This window comes from Streptomyces sp. NPDC050161 (genome assembly GCF_044460025.1).
Lineage (GTDB): Bacteria > Actinomycetota > Actinomycetes > Streptomycetales > Streptomycetaceae > Streptomyces.
In genome coordinates, this window is sequence record NZ_JBITJM010000001.1 from 435,787 (window position 1) to 449,399 (window position 13,613).

Consider the following 13,613-nt stretch of genomic DNA (forward strand, 5'->3'; position numbering starts at 1 on the left):
CCGGGCGGGCCGGATAGACGAGCGCGAACGAGCGAGCTGAAGGAGCCGAGCAGCGATGGTGGACGTCCCGCAGCTGGTGGAGCAGGCACGGCAGGGCCGGCCGAGGGCGGTGGCCCGGCTGATCTCCCTCGTCGAGGGGGCGTCGCCGCAGCTCCGTGAAGTGATGGCGGCGCTGGCACCGCTCACCGGCGGCGCCTACGTCGTCGGGCTGACGGGCTCACCCGGTGTCGGGAAGTCCACCACCACATCGGCCCTGGTGACCGCCTACCGCAAGGCCGGCAAACGGGTCGGGGTGCTGGCCGTCGACCCGTCCTCGCCGTTCTCCGGCGGCGCGCTGCTCGGCGACCGGATCCGGATGAGCGAGCACGCGTCCGACCCCGGCGTCTACATCCGCTCGATGGCCACCCGCGGCCACCTGGGCGGCCTCGCCTGGGCCGCGCCCCAGGCGATCCGGGTGCTGGACGCGGCCGGCTGCGACGTGGTGCTGGTCGAGACGGTCGGCGTCGGCCAGTCCGAGGTCGAGATCGCCTCGCAGGCCGACACCAGCGTGGTCCTGCTGGCCCCGGGCATGGGCGACGGCATCCAGGCGGCGAAGGCCGGAATCCTGGAGATCGGCGACGTCTACGTCGTCAACAAGGCGGACCGGGACGGCGCCGACGCCACCGCCAGGGAGCTGAACCACATGCTGGGGCTCGGCGCCTCGCGGGCGGCCGGCGACTGGCGCCCGCCGATCGTGAAGACCGTCGCGTCCCGGGCCGAGGGGGTCGACGAGGTCGTCGAGGCGCTGGAGAAGCACCGGGCGTGGAGCGAGGAGCACGGGGTCCTGGCGCAGCGGCGGCGGTCCCGGGCGGCGCACGAGGTCGAGACGATCGCCGTCACGGCGCTGCGCGAGCGGATCGGGGACCTGAGCGGCGACCGGCGTCTGGAGGCGCTGGCGGAGCGGATCGTGGCCGGCGAGACGGACCCCTACCGGGCGGCGGACGAACTGGTCGAGGGGCTGACCACGGGCTGATCCGCGGGCTGATCCGCGACGGCGGACGGCCACCGCCCGGTCCGCCCACGACCGACGAGGCGAACCCCGGGGCCCACACCCGGGGTTCGCCTCTCGCGTTCCGGCCGCTTCAGGTTCGGGGCCCGAAGCGGCCGGGCCGGCCGGAGTCCGTTCGGTGACGGCCGGCCGGGAGTCGGGTCAGTCGTCCTGGCCGTCGTTGTCGTCGTCGTCCGCGTCGTGCGCGGGCGCGACGGTCAGCGCGCCGGACTGCGGGTCGATCAGGAGCTTGTGCTCCTTGCCGTCCTTGGTGACGGTCTCGACCTCCCAGACGGCCTTCGCGCGGTGGTCGTCGTCCAGGTCCACGGACGTCACGGTGCCGTGGTCCTCGGCGGCGGCACGGGCGGCACCGGCCGCGTCCGTCGTCGCGCCCTTCAGCTGGCGCCTGACCTCGCCCTGGCCGTGGTCGTCGTCGTCCTCGTGGTCGATGTGCCGGCCCAGCACCCGGGCGTTGCCCGCGTCGAGGGTCAGCTCGTGCCACTTGCCGTCGTTGCCGAGCAGGTCCACGTCCCAGACCAGGCCGGGACGGTCGGCGTCCAGGTCGAGGCCGGTCACCGTGCCGGGGACGGCCTTCAGCGCGGCGGCTGCCGCCTGCGGGGCGCTCACCTTGGCGGCGGCGGCCTCGCGGACGTCCTCCTGGCCGTCCTCGTCGTGGTCCTGCATCGGGATGCTGGAGCGGCCGTCGGCGGCCCGGGTCTGCGAGCCGACGGCCCCCGTGCCGCCGGCCGTCGCCGCGAGCTGCGCCGAGGTCTGCGCCCCGGACTGCGGGCTGCCAGGTCCTTCGGAACCGTTGACGGCGACGGCGGTCGCGGTGCCTCCGGCGATGAGGGCGGCAGCGGCGGCGGTGGCGATGAGGATGTGGCGCTTCATGGTGTGTTCTCCCCTGTGTTCGGCAGTGACCACACAGTGGCTGAACGAAGCTGAAGCCAAGCTGAAGGTCCCTGAAGAACGCTTCAGGAACGGGGTGGCAAGCTGGGGCGCATGCTGCCACCGGTCACCTCCTACCGCCCCGCGGGCGCCGCGCGCCGCCCCTCCCGCCTGCTGATCGTGGAGGACGAGAAGCGGCTCGCGCTGTCGCTGGCCAAGGGGCTGATGGCCGAGGGATACGCGGTGGACGTCGTCCACGACGGCCTCGAAGGGCTCCAGCGCGCGAGCGAGGGCGGCCACGACCTGATCGTCCTGGACATCATGCTGCCGGGCCTGAACGGCTACCGCGTGTGCGCGGCGCTGCGGGCCGCGGGCAACGACGTGCCGGTCCTGATGCTGACCGCCAAGGACGGCGAGTACGACGAGGCCGAGGGCCTCGACACCGGCGCCGACGACTACCTGACCAAGCCCTTCTCGTACGTGGTGCTGGTCGCCCGGGTCAAGGCGCTGCTGCGGCGGCGCGGGCAGAGCGCGCCTCCGGTGCTGCGGGTCGGCGCGCTCAGCATCGACCAGGGATCGCACAAGGTGACGCTGGACGGCGCCGAAGTGTCCCTGACGGCCAAGGAGTTCGCCGTACTCGAACAGCTCGCGCTGCGGGCGGGCGAGGTGGTCTCCAAGCCGGAAATCCTGGAGCACGTCTGGGACTTCGCCTACGAGGGCGACCTGAACATCATCGAGGTGTACGTGAGCGCGCTGCGCCGCAAGCTCGGCGCCGGGTACATCGTCACGGTGCGCGGCGCGGGATACCGGCTGGTGACCGGTGCGTAGCCGGCTGGGATCCGTACGCGCCAAGGCGACGGCCGGCGCGACGCTGGTGGTGGCGCTGGCGCTGGTCGCGGCCGGAGTGGCGCTGCTGCTGGTGCTGCGCGGCAATCTGCACGACCAGGCGGGCCTGGAGGCCGAGGTCGCGGCGCGCGGCGTCGCGGAGCGGATCGCCACCGGGTCCGTGGACGGCGATCTCGATCTGCCGGACGGGGACGAGCACCCGGTGGTGGTGACCGACGAGGACGGCCGGGTACTCGCGGTCGGCGACGACGTGCGGGCGGTCGACGGGAAACGGATCGCGAAGCCGGGCCACGGTGCGGGCGGCGCGGCGGCACACGCGTCAGGGGACGAGGACGACGCGGACGACGACGAGGACGCCGACGGGCCGAAGCCGGGCGAGGTCGACGACGACGTGGACTTCCGGGACGGCACGGCGACCGTGGGCGACCGGACCGAGGGCTACCGCTTCGCCTCGGTGGAGGCCAAGGACACCGGGGGCCGCAAGGTCACCGTGCGGGCCGGTTCGGCGCTCACCCCCGAACAGGACGCCGTGGGCACGGTGCGCAGCGCGATGCTCATCGGGCTGCCCCTGCTGCTCCTGGTCGTGGCGGGGGTGACCTGGCTGGTCACCCGGCGGGCGCTGCGGCCGGTCGAGGGGATCCGCGGCGAGATGGCCGCGATCACCGCCAGTACGGACCTCAGCAGGCGGGTGCCGGTGCCCGCGGCGCAGGACGAGATCGGGCGGCTGGCGCGGACCACCAACGAGACGCTGGCGGCGCTGGAGGCGTCGGTGGATCGCCAGCGGCGGTTCGTCGCCGACGCCTCCCACGAGCTGCGCAGCCCGATCGCCAGCCTCCGTACACAGCTCGAAGTGGGTGTCGCGCACCCGGAGTTGCTGGACGTACCGGGCGCGGTCGAGGACACCGTGCGGCTCCAGCACCTGGCGGCCGACCTGCTGCTGCTCGCGCGGCTCGACGCGGGCGAGAAGCCGACCGGATCCCGGGTGGACCTGGCCGCGCTGGTGCGGGAGGACACCTCGCAGCGGGTGAACGACCGGATCCCGGTGCGGGTCGGGCGGCTGGACGGCGCGGAAGTGTCCGGCTCGCGCGGCCAGTTGGGGCGGGTGCTCGGCAACCTGCTGGACAACGCGCAGCGGCACGCCGCCGCCTCGGTGCGGGCGGAGGTGGTCCGCGAGGGGGAGTGGGTGACGCTGCGGGTCGACGACGACGGGCCCGGCGTGCCGGAGGCCGAACGCGAGCGGATCTTCGAGCGGTTCGTACGGCTCGACGACGCGCGGGCGCGGGACGACGGCGGCGCCGGACTCGGCCTGGCCATCGCCCGGGACGTGGCGGTGCGGCACGGCGGTTCGCTGGCCGTGCGCGAGGGCTCGGTCTTCGAGCTGCGGCTGCCGGTGGCCCGCTGAGCACGGTGCCGCGGCCCGGCGGGCGGGCCGCGGCGGACGGTCAGAGGCTGCCGCGGTGCTCCCGCAGATGCTCGGCGACCGGTGTGAGCGAGGCGCGGAGCGCGGCGAGATCCTCCGGCGTGAAGAGGTCGATGAAGTGCTTGCGCACCGACTCGACGTGGTGCGGGGCGACCCGGCGCATGGTGTCCCAGCCCTCGTCGGTCAGTACGGCGTAGAGCCCTCGGCGGTCGGACTCGCAGCTTTCGCGGCGGACGAGACCGGCGTTCTCCATGCGCGTGATCTGGTGCGAGAGACGGCTCTTGGACTGCAGGGTGCTGGTCGCGAGGTCGCTCATCCGCAGCCGTCGGTCCTCGGCCTCGGAGAGGTTGACCAGGATCTCGTAGTCGTTGTTGGTCAGGCCGAACGGCTGGAGATCGCGTTCCAGCTGGTGCATCAGCAGCCTGCTGACGTCCAGATGAGTGCGCCAGGCACGCTGCTCCTGGTCGGTCAGCCAGGGGGTGTCGCTGTCGGTCGTCATGGAGGAATTCTACCCGTAAAAGTTGAATAGTGAATTAGTCGGCAGGGGCTGTCATGGGGAGAGGGAAAGGATTCGGACGGCACGGCGGATGCCGGTCCCGGTCCGGCAGGGATCCCGGCTCGGCGTTGGTCAGGCGTTCGAGCCGACCGTGCGCAGACTACCGCTCACAGCCCGAAGCGACGTGAGAGGCCACCGAGGTTGCCGGGCAACTGCGGCACATGTGAGCCACTTTGCCCGCCGGGGTTTCCCCCGCCGGGAACCCCCGGCTCCGCCGGCACCTCACCCGTCGCCAGCTCCGGCATGAGCTGCTCCGTCGACTGGAGCAGCACCGTGCCCGCCCCCACGAACTCGAATTGGTGCTCCTCTCCCGAGGCGCCCCCGATGCCGGTGCGCGCCCGCAACTCGCCCAGGAATCCCCGCAGGTACCGGTGGTCGTAGTGGTGGCACGGGGAGGGGCAGTCCGCCCAGCCGACCAGGGCCTGCGGATCCACCCGGATGGGTGGCTCGGCGAAGACCACGGGACCGTTGGACGCGGCCACGAACGTGCCCGTGCCGATGAGGGTGAGGAAGCCCGGGATGATCGACTGCTTCAGCGACAGAGATGGCTGAAACGCGAGCAGATTGCCGGAGCGAATCGTGAGGTTGCCCTCGTCGAGATCGTAGGAATTCACGTCGAAGGCCCGGTCGGCGAGGAGCATCTTGCCCTGGCCCTCGGCCACCACCCAGTCCGCTGCGTGCAACGGCGAATGGAAACTCGTGGAGATGAGCCGGTCCAGGCGACCGTGCCCGATGCCGTGGAACTCGATCCGCCCGTAGTAGGCGATCATCTTCCCCTTCTGCAGGAACCACTGGCCCTGCAGATCCACGCTGAAGGAGTACGGGTTGACGTTGTCGTTGCCCGGGAGCGTGTGGACGTCGTGGATGACGGGACCGGTCACAGTTTTTCCTCCGACGCCTGTACGTACACGGTGCCCTGGCCCGACAGCTCCAGTTGGAAGGCTTCGCCGGAGCCGCGGCCGACCATCTCGCGCCAACCGAGGGCGGTGGACAGCTTGTTGCGTACCTCGCCGCGGTGGGCGACGTACGCCTGCGGGTCGACGTGGACCGGGCGCTGCGGGGTGATCGGCAGCTCGATGACGCCGCCGTGGGCCATCACCGCGGCCGAGCCGTGGCCCTTGAGGGTGGTGGTGAACAGGCCCTGGCCGGTGACCTGGCCGCGGACCATGCCCATCACCCCGCCCTGCGAGCCCATGAACATCGTGCCCTGCTGGAGGGTGCCGTCGAAGGCCAGCAGCCGGTCGGCCTCGACGTACAGGGTCTCGCCCGCCAGGTCGATGACCTGGACGTGATGCCCGCCGTGGCCGAACATCACCGAGCCGCTGCCCTCCACGGTCATCAGGGGCGTCGCCTCGTTGGCGATCCGGCGGCCGATCATGGAGCCGATGCCGCCCTGGCCGCCCTGGATGTTGGGGGTGAAGGAGACCTCGCCGCGGTAGGCGAGCATCGCGCCGCGCTGGCTGAACAGCCGCTCGCCCGGCCCGATCCTGGCCTCCACCATGCGGGAGTTGAGCACCGTGAACGGCATCAGAGCTCACCGCCGACGGTGTTGCGCTCGCTGGGCTGTACGTACACCAGGCCCTCGCCCTCGAAACGGATCTGGAACGCCTCGCCCGAGCCCTCGCCCATGAACGTGCGGAAGTTCACCCCGGACTGGAAGTGCTGCTTGAGATTGCCGGTGTGCGCGATGTACGCGCCGGGGTCGACCTGGAGCGGGTACTCCTTGGTGACCCGCAGCACCACCGCGGGCCCGTGGGAGGTGAGCGCGGCCTGGCCGGTGCCCTCGACGGTGGTGGTGAACAGGCCGTTGCCCTGCGAGGCGCCGCGCAGGCCGGTGAACGTCGTCCCGGTGCGCAGCGCGGCGTCCGTGCACAGCAGGTTGCTCGCCTCGACGAACAGCTTCTCGCCGTGCAGCTGCACGAGGTTGATCTCGCTCGCGCGGTCCGCGAAATAGCAGGTGCCCTGTCCCTTCACCTCCATCACGGCCATCTGTTCGCCGGTCAGGCGCCGGGTGACCATGCCCCGCAGCCCGTCACCGCCGCCCGTCATCTTCTTGAACGACATCTGACCGTCGTACGCGACCATCGCGCCGTTCTTCGCCTTGACGGCATCGCCCGTCATATCGACGGCGAGCACCTTGCTCCCCTGGAGCCGAAACTGAGCCACGCCTGTGACCGTAGTCGGCGAAGGGCCCGCCGCGGGAGGCCCACCGCCCCTGATCCGTCCCGGACCGCACCCCGACCCGCCCCCGACGCGGTGATCGCGGAGGCGGCTGTAACAATGGACTACAGCTTGTGAACTCTTGCACAAGCTGTGCTGACTCCCCCCTGCCACCCGAACGAGGTTCCCGTGGACATCAAGACCGCAGCCGCCCTGCACCGGCTCCGCCTGGTCTCCGCCCCCGAGGCGATTTCCTTCCTGCTCCTGCTGTGCTGCTCGGTGCTCAAGCGCACCACCAGCTTCGACGGTGTCATGGTCATGGGCATGGTGCACGGCGTGCTGTTCGTCCTGTACGTCGTCTTCTGGCTCGACGCCTGGAACCGCACCAAGTGGAACCTGAAGACCGCCGCCCTCTACTTCATCCTCTCCGTGCTGCCCACCGGCGGTTTCTTCGCCGAGCGCAAGCTCAAGCGGGAGGCCGAGAGCTCGGTCATCGCCGCCCGCGCCCGCAGGGAAGGCACGGTCAACGCATGATCGTCGCCTTTTCGGTGAGTCCGCTGGGTGTCGGCGAGGACGTCGGGGAATACGTGGCCGACGCCGTGCGGGTCGTCCGCGCATCCGGCCTGCCGCACCGCACCGACGCCATGTTCACCTCCATCGAGGGCGAGTGGGACGAGGTGATGGACGTCGTCAAGCGCGCGGTGGCCGCCGTCGAGGCGCGCGCCGGGCGGGTCTCGCTCGTCCTGAAGGCCGACATCAGGCCCGGGGTGACCGACGGTCTGACGTCCAAGGTGGAGACCGTGGAGCGGTATCTCGCCGCGGGGGAGTCCGCGGACGGATCCACGACCTGACCACAGGGCCCGGCGCCGTCCGCGCGCCGGGCGCGATGCCGTCCCTGCCCGGATTCCGAGACGTGGCTGACCGCCATATGACCGCCGGGTAGGGTCGGCTGCGTGTCGAAGCCGCTCAGTCTTGCCTTTGATCCCATCGCCCGCGCCGACGAGTTGTGGCAGCAGCGCTGGGGCGCAGTGCCGTCGATGGCCGCGATCACCTCGGTCATGCGGGCCCACCAGATCCTGCTGTCCGAAGTGGACGCGGTGGTCAAGCCGTACGGGCTGACGTTCGCGCGCTACGAGGCGCTGGTGCTGCTCACCTTCTCGAAGGCCGGCGAGCTGCCGATGTCGAAGATCGGCGAGCGGCTGATGGTGCACCCGACCTCGGTGACGAACACCGTCGACCGGCTGGTGCGGTCCGGCCTGGTGGCCAAGCGGCCGAACCCGAACGACGGCCGTGGCACCCTCGCGTCCATCACCGAAAAGGGGCGCGAGGTGTGCGACGCGGCCACCCGCGACCTGATGGCGATGGACTTCGGGCTGGGCGCGTACGACGCCGAGGAGTGCGGGGAGATCTTCGCGATGCTCCGGCCGCTGCGGGTGGCCGCCGGGGACTTCGACGAGGGCTGAGCCCGTCGTCGGCCACACGGCGGGGGCGGCGAAGATCGCCCCGGAACATGCGGTTACGCTCGGGGGCATGAAGCGAAGCGTCGTGTCCCGCTACCGGGTGATGGCCTACGTCACCGCCGTCATGCTCCTCATCCTGTGCGCCTGCATGGTGGCCAAGTACGGCTTCGACACGGGCAAGGATCTGACCCTCGTCGTCTCCCAGATCCACGGCGTGCTCTACATCATCTACCTCGTTTTCGCCTTCGACCTGGGCTCCAAGGCGAAGTGGAAGTTCGGCAAGCTGCTGTGGGTGCTGATCGCCGGCACCATCCCGACCGCCGCGTTCTTCGTCGAGCGCAAGGTCGTCCGCGAGGTCGAGCCGCTGCTCGCCGACGCCGCCCCGCAGCCGGTCAAGGTCTGACGCAGCCACCCCCGCCACGCGCCCTTCCCCTCCCGGGGGCGGGCGCGTTCGTGCTGTTCAGGGGCGGTTCTGCGGCCCTCCTGGTGGTCGAGGGCGGCGACATCCCCTCACGGCGTCACCTCCAGCCATCGACAATTACTAGGACGTCCTAGTAAATTCGTGGGTATGGACGCCGACGCGATCGAAGAAGGCCGCCGTCGCTGGCAGGCCCGGTACGACTCCGCCCGCACGCGCGACGCGGACTTCAGCACGCTCTCGGGCGATCCGGTGGAGCCGGTCTACGGGCCGCGCCCCGGGGACACCGTCGACGGCTTCGAGCGGATCGGGTGGCCGGGCGAGTACCCCTTCACCCGCGGTCTGTACCCGACCGGCTACCGCGGCAGGACCTGGACCATCCGCCAGTTCGCCGGCTTCGGCAACGCCGAGCAGACCAACGAGCGCTACAAAATGATCCTGGAGGCGGGCGGCGGCGGCCTCTCCGTCGCGTTCGACATGCCGACGCTGATGGGGCGGGACTCCGACGACCCGCGCTCGCTCGGCGAGGTCGGCCACTGCGGCGTCGCCATCGACTCGGCCGCCGACATGGAGGTGCTGTTCCGGGACATCCCGCTGGGCGACGTCACGACGTCGATGACGATCAGCGGCCCCGCCGTGCCCGTCTTCTGCATGTACCTGGTCGCCGCCGAGCGGCAGGGCGTCGACCCGGGTGTACTCAACGGCACCCTCCAGACGGACATCTTCAAGGAGTACATCGCCCAGAAGGAGTGGCTGTTCCAGCCCGAACCCCATCTGCGGCTGATCGGCGACCTCATGGAGCACTGCGCGCAGGGCATCCCCGCGTACAAGCCGCTCTCGGTCTCCGGCTACCACATCCGCGAGGCCGGGGCGACGGCCGCGCAGGAGCTGGCGTACACCCTCGCCGACGGCTTCGGCTACGTCGAGCTGGGGCTCTCCCGCGGCCTGGACGTCAACACCTTCGCGCCCGGCCTCTCCTTCTTCTTCGACGCGCACCTCGACTTCTTCGAAGAGATCGCCAAGTTCCGTGCGGCGCGCCGGATCTGGGCCCGCTGGATGCGCGACGTGTACGGCGCGAGCAGCGAGAAGGCGCAGTGGCTGCGGTTCCACACCCAGACCGCGGGTGTCTCGCTGACCGCCCAGCAGCCGTACAACAACGTCGTCCGCACGGCGGTGGAGGCGCTCGCGGCCGTACTCGGCGGCACCAACTCCCTGCACACCAACGCCCTCGACGAGACCCTGGCGCTCCCCAGCGAGCAGGCCGCCGAGATCGCGCTGCGCACCCAGCAGGTGCTGATGGAGGAGACCGGGGTCGCCAACGTCGCCGACCCGCTGGGCGGTTCGTGGTTCATCGAGGCGCTGACCGACCGGATCGAGGCGGACGCCGAGAAGATCTTCGAGCAGATCAAGGAGCGCGGGGCGCGGGCGGTGACCGACGGCCGGCACCCGATCGGCCCGATCACCTCCGGCATCCTGCGCGGCATCGAGGACGGCTGGTTCACCGGCGAGATCGCCGAATCCGCCTTCCGATACCAGCAGTCCCTGGAGAAGGGCGACAAGCGGGTCGTCGGCGTCAACTGCCACCACGGCTCGGTCACCGGCGACCTGGAGATCCTGCGGGTCAGCCACGAAGTCGAACGGGACCAGGTACAGGCCCTCACCGACCGCAAGGCGGCCCGGGACGACACCCGGGTGCGGTCCGCCCTCCAGGCGATGCTCGCCGCCGCCCGGGACGGCAGCAACATGATCGAGCCGATGCTGGAGGCCGTACGGGCCGAGGCGACACTCGGCGAGATCTGCGGGGTGCTGCGGGACGAGTGGGGGGTTTACACGGAGCCGGCGGGGTTCTGAGGGTGAACGTTCGGTAGGGGGTGGGGGGTTGGTGGCGGCGCCTTGGTTGAGGGCGCCGCCGCTGGTGTGTTGTCCACCGTGGGCCGGCTCGTCGGCTCAGCCGATCAACGCGGCAGTGAGCACGGGGCTGAGTGCCGCGCCGATGACGGCCACCGTCGCGAGGGTGACCACGCTCGCGCGGGTCGCCGTGCCCTTCGTCGAACGCCAGGTGTCCTTGAGGCTCATGCCGTTCTTGTCGAGGCGCGTGCGGGTCCAGAACAGCACCACGGCGATGACGAGGAGGCAGGCGGAGGCGTAGCAGAACGTCCTCGTGGCGCCGCCGGGGTTGAGGGGTGTCAGGGTGCCGGAGCTCTGCTGCACCGTGAAGGTGTGGCCCTTGGGGTACGTCTCCTCCTTCCTGAAGTCCATGTCGGCATTGTCGAAAATGGTTTCGCCATCGTCTGAGCGGAATGTTCCGGTGCAGTTGCGTTTTTCGGACGTCGAAGTGCTGCTGGAGCCCCTTTTGCCGGAGCCGTAGTGATGAGTGAAGTCGAGATGGCACTCCGCGACCGTGAACGTTCCATGGCGGCCGATGGTGCCTGTCTGGAGCAGCCCCATATAGGCAAATCCGCCACTGAGCACCAAAATGAGCACCATGCTGAGCCAGGGGATGCAGCGCCCCCACGTTCGCTTTACGTCTGCCAGGCGTGCGGAATATGACATGGCGGGTATTTCCGTCTCTCTTCGCTCGTGGAGGCCAAGGGGCCGTTGACCGGCAGCGCTCTTGCGTGAGAACTCGGTGCGCCAGACGTGAAGTTGACCTTCACGTTCTGTTGTCTGGTGGCTGCGGGCATCCGATACCGTATGCCATCGGATTTATCCGGTCCGTAGTCACGCAGATCAAAGGAGGGCTCATGGCGGGCTCCGGCTACGACGTGGACCCGGCCGTCCTCAAGGCGCAGGGTGGTGCATTCAAGGGCATCGGTTCCGGTTTCGGTGAGGCCGCGAAGAAGTTGGAAGCTGCACTCAAAGAGGCCGAAGAGTGGGGCAGCGACGAATTCGTCAAAATATTCAACGACTTCTACAAGCCGGTGAGTGACGGAATCGCCAAGTCGATGCCGCACCTCGGTGAGGAGATTTCCGCGATCGGCGACAAGCTCACGGCGATGGGCGCGCAGTACGACTCCACCGAGCAGGAACAGCACGACCACCTCGCCACATATGCGGCGGATCGCCCGAAGTTCGCGAACTGACGTCGTATCGGGCCGGATCGTCCGTTCCGCGCCTCGCCACCACATCAACGAACAGCGCTTCCCGGGGAGTGACTCACCGTGGCCACCATCATGCTTCCTGTCGAGGTCGACTGGGTCCTGGATCTGCTGGGCTTCCAGTGGCCCAATGTCGACGAGGACAAGATGCGGGACGCGGCCGAGGCGTGGAGCAGCTTCGCCGCCGCCGTCCGCCAGTACCAGCAGCAGGGGGCCACCGCCGCGAACGCCGTGCAGGGCGCCAACTCCGGTGAGGCGATCGAGGCGTTCGGCGACAAGTGGAAGAAACTCAGCGACGGCCATCTCGACGACGCCGCGGATGCGGCCGAGGTGCTCGCCATGGTGCTCCAGGTGGCGGCCACGATCGTGATGGTCATGAAGATCGCGGTGATCGTCCAGCTTTTCGCGCTGCTGGTCGAGCTCGCGATGGCCCAGGCCGCCGCTCCGGTCACGCTGGGGGCCTCCGAGGCCGGGGCGGCTGCTGCCACGGCGACCACCAGGGTGGTCGTCCGCCGGATCATCAGCGAGGCAAAGACGAAGATCATCCAGGCCGTCAGGGAAGCCCTGGAGAAGAAGGTGGTCAAGTCCGCCTCGGAACTCCTGAAGGACCTGGGCAAGGACATCGGCAAGGACATGCTCAAGGGCGCCGGGCAGAACGTCGCTTCGCAGGGCATCCAGAGCTACTTCGGGGCGAAAGAGTTCCGGCCCGACGAGGTGCTGAAAGCGGGGGCGAAGCCCCTGGTGGCGTTCGACGAGAAGGAAGGCAGCTGGGACGTCACGGGTGCCGGCGACAAGGTCAAGGACGTCGACAAGGTCGGCACCGGCGCCTTCCACGCGGCCGAGGGCGTCGGCAGGATCATGGAGGGTGACTTCGCCGCGGGCGGCAAGCAGTTCGCGAAGGGGGAGCAGGAGTGGGCCGAGGGCGTCAAGAACGTCTACGACATCCGGCACAAGGACAGGGCGGCGCCGGCCGAGGGGGAGGGTGACGGTACGGCTGACGGTGGCTCGTCCGGCGGGGGCTCCGGCTCCAACTCCCCTGATTCCGGCTCCACCTCGTCCGACGGCGGGACGCAGGCGTCGTCCGCATCCGAAGGCGGCGCCGACGGTTCGGGCTCGTCGCCCGCGACACCGGCGAGCGGCACGCGGAACCGGCTCGCGGACGGCATCCCCGACAACGAGGCCGCCACCGCGGACGACAACGACGAGGCGGCGCGTGTCCGTAACGCCTTCGGCTGACGCCGGCGCCGAGCCGCCCTGCCGCTGCTGAGAGGAACCCCACCCCATGAACACCAGGAACGACGTCACCGGCCCCGGCGACCGCGACTACCCCATCGAGGAGAAGGATCTCTCCGATGAGCAGAACGCGCACCTCACCCGGTCCCTGCGGGCCGTGCGCAACAACCCCTCCGCCCCGCCCGCCCTCCAGGACCTCGCCCGCAAGATGCTCGGCGGGCGGCTCGAACTGAAGGATGTCCTGGACGACCCGTCGGGGTATCGCGCGCTCACCGACGGCGTCGCGGGGATGCGGGAGAGCTGGCGGTCCATGTCCCCGCAGGATCGCCAGGCGGTGCGTGCGGAGATCGAGGAGAGGGCGGCGCAGGTTGAGCAGGACGCGGACGGGACGTCGCGCCGTGGCCCCGCCGCAACCGGCCGGTGACCCGCGGCGGCGGCCCGTCAAGAGGGCGGACGGCGGCCCCAACCCGCCACCCCTGACCCGCACTCCACCCTCCACCAGGCGTT

The 13,613-nt window shown here is 70.3% G+C and carries 17 protein-coding genes; 11 read left to right on the forward strand and 6 right to left on the reverse strand.

The genetic code is table 11. The annotated features are described in order from the left end of the window. The first annotated feature begins 55 nt into the window (after window positions 1-55). Window positions 56-1,012 (forward strand): methylmalonyl Co-A mutase-associated GTPase MeaB, encoded by a 957-nt coding sequence (gene meaB / locus ACIBK8_RS01940; protein WP_399039533.1) that lies wholly within the window; start codon window positions 56-58, stop codon window positions 1,010-1,012. A 177-nt stretch (window positions 1,013-1,189) separates the two neighbouring features. On the opposite strand, the gene ACIBK8_RS01945 is transcribed toward meaB, so the two are convergent. Continuing rightward, window positions 1,190-1,918: a PepSY domain-containing protein gene (locus ACIBK8_RS01945; protein ID WP_399039534.1), complete on the reverse strand. Its 729-nt coding sequence runs from the start codon at window positions 1,916-1,918 to the stop codon at window positions 1,190-1,192. Window positions 1,919-2,029: 111 nt separating this feature from the next. On the opposite strand from ACIBK8_RS01945, the gene ACIBK8_RS01950 reads away from it, so the two are divergent. Then, on the forward strand, window positions 2,030-2,743 hold the full coding sequence (locus ACIBK8_RS01950; protein ID WP_399039535.1) for a response regulator transcription factor: 714 nt from the start codon (window positions 2,030-2,032) through the stop codon (window positions 2,741-2,743). After that, complete coding sequence (locus ACIBK8_RS01955) at window positions 2,736-4,163, forward strand: ATP-binding protein (RefSeq protein ID WP_399039536.1); 1,428 nt, start codon at window positions 2,736-2,738, stop codon at window positions 4,161-4,163. Before ACIBK8_RS01950 ends, ACIBK8_RS01955 begins: the two co-directional genes overlap by 8 nt. A 40-nt stretch (window positions 4,164-4,203) precedes the next feature. Here ACIBK8_RS01955 and ACIBK8_RS01960 read toward each other — a convergent pair whose 3' ends face one another. The 4 genes from ACIBK8_RS01960 to ACIBK8_RS01975 form a co-directional block, all read right to left on the reverse strand. Continuing rightward, on the reverse strand, window positions 4,204-4,680 hold the full coding sequence (locus ACIBK8_RS01960) for a MarR family winged helix-turn-helix transcriptional regulator (protein WP_399039537.1): 477 nt from the start codon (window positions 4,678-4,680) through the stop codon (window positions 4,204-4,206). Between the two features lie 164 nt (window positions 4,681-4,844). Beyond that, the gene (locus ACIBK8_RS01965; RefSeq protein WP_399039538.1) at window positions 4,845-5,618 is read right to left on the reverse strand and encodes an AIM24 family protein; all 774 of its coding nucleotides are present in this window, start codon (window positions 5,616-5,618) and stop codon (window positions 4,845-4,847) included. Beyond that, window positions 5,615-6,265 carry an AIM24 family protein gene (locus tag ACIBK8_RS01970; protein WP_399039539.1) on the reverse strand — a complete coding sequence of 217 codons (651 nt, stop codon included), beginning with the start codon at window positions 6,263-6,265 and terminating at the stop codon, window positions 5,615-5,617. Before ACIBK8_RS01970 ends, ACIBK8_RS01965 begins: the two co-directional genes overlap by 4 nt. Next, on the reverse strand, window positions 6,265-6,903 hold the full coding sequence (locus ACIBK8_RS01975) for an AIM24 family protein (protein WP_399039540.1): 639 nt from the start codon (window positions 6,901-6,903) through the stop codon (window positions 6,265-6,267). Before ACIBK8_RS01975 ends, ACIBK8_RS01970 begins: the two co-directional genes overlap by 1 nt. Window positions 6,904-7,086: 183 nt before the next feature. On the opposite strand from ACIBK8_RS01975, the gene ACIBK8_RS01980 reads away from it, so the two are divergent. The 5 genes from ACIBK8_RS01980 (at window position 7,087) to ACIBK8_RS02000 (ending at window position 10,626) form a co-directional block, all read left to right on the forward strand. After that, window positions 7,087-7,431 (forward strand): DUF3817 domain-containing protein, encoded by a 345-nt coding sequence (locus ACIBK8_RS01980; RefSeq protein WP_227050474.1) that lies wholly within the window; start codon window positions 7,087-7,089, stop codon window positions 7,429-7,431. Next, window positions 7,428-7,748 carry an MTH1187 family thiamine-binding protein gene (locus ACIBK8_RS01985; RefSeq protein WP_399039541.1) on the forward strand — a complete coding sequence of 107 codons (321 nt, stop codon included), beginning with the start codon at window positions 7,428-7,430 and terminating at the stop codon, window positions 7,746-7,748. Before ACIBK8_RS01980 ends, ACIBK8_RS01985 begins: the two co-directional genes overlap by 4 nt. Window positions 7,749-7,850: 102 nt before the next feature. Further along, window positions 7,851-8,360: a MarR family winged helix-turn-helix transcriptional regulator gene (locus ACIBK8_RS01990; RefSeq protein ID WP_399039542.1), complete on the forward strand. Its 510-nt coding sequence runs from the start codon at window positions 7,851-7,853 to the stop codon at window positions 8,358-8,360. Between the two features lie 67 nt (window positions 8,361-8,427). Beyond that, window positions 8,428-8,760 (forward strand): DUF3817 domain-containing protein, encoded by a 333-nt coding sequence (locus tag ACIBK8_RS01995; protein ID WP_393682405.1) that lies wholly within the window; start codon window positions 8,428-8,430, stop codon window positions 8,758-8,760. A gap of 165 nt (window positions 8,761-8,925) precedes the next feature. Continuing rightward, window positions 8,926-10,626 carry a methylmalonyl-CoA mutase gene (locus ACIBK8_RS02000; RefSeq protein WP_399039543.1) on the forward strand — a complete coding sequence of 567 codons (1,701 nt, stop codon included), beginning with the start codon at window positions 8,926-8,928 and terminating at the stop codon, window positions 10,624-10,626. A gap of 96 nt (window positions 10,627-10,722) precedes the next feature. Here the strand turns inward: ACIBK8_RS02000 and ACIBK8_RS02005 are convergent, their stop codons facing one another. After that, the gene (locus ACIBK8_RS02005; RefSeq protein ID WP_399039544.1) at window positions 10,723-11,262 is read right to left on the reverse strand and encodes a hypothetical protein; all 540 of its coding nucleotides are present in this window, start codon (window positions 11,260-11,262) and stop codon (window positions 10,723-10,725) included. Window positions 11,263-11,519: 257 nt separating this feature from the next. On the opposite strand from ACIBK8_RS02005, the gene ACIBK8_RS02010 reads away from it, so the two are divergent. From ACIBK8_RS02010 to ACIBK8_RS02020, 3 genes are all read left to right on the forward strand, one after another. After that, window positions 11,520-11,858: a hypothetical protein gene (locus ACIBK8_RS02010; protein ID WP_399039545.1), complete on the forward strand. Its 339-nt coding sequence runs from the start codon at window positions 11,520-11,522 to the stop codon at window positions 11,856-11,858. A gap of 78 nt (window positions 11,859-11,936) precedes the next feature. After that, entirely contained in the window at window positions 11,937-13,109 is a 1,173-nt protein-coding gene (locus ACIBK8_RS02015; RefSeq protein ID WP_399039546.1) for a hypothetical protein, read from the forward strand. Window positions 13,110-13,155: 46 nt separating this feature from the next. Beyond that, entirely contained in the window at window positions 13,156-13,530 is a 375-nt protein-coding gene (locus tag ACIBK8_RS02020) for a hypothetical protein (RefSeq protein WP_399039547.1), read from the forward strand. Window positions 13,531-13,613: the final 83 nt, after the last annotated feature.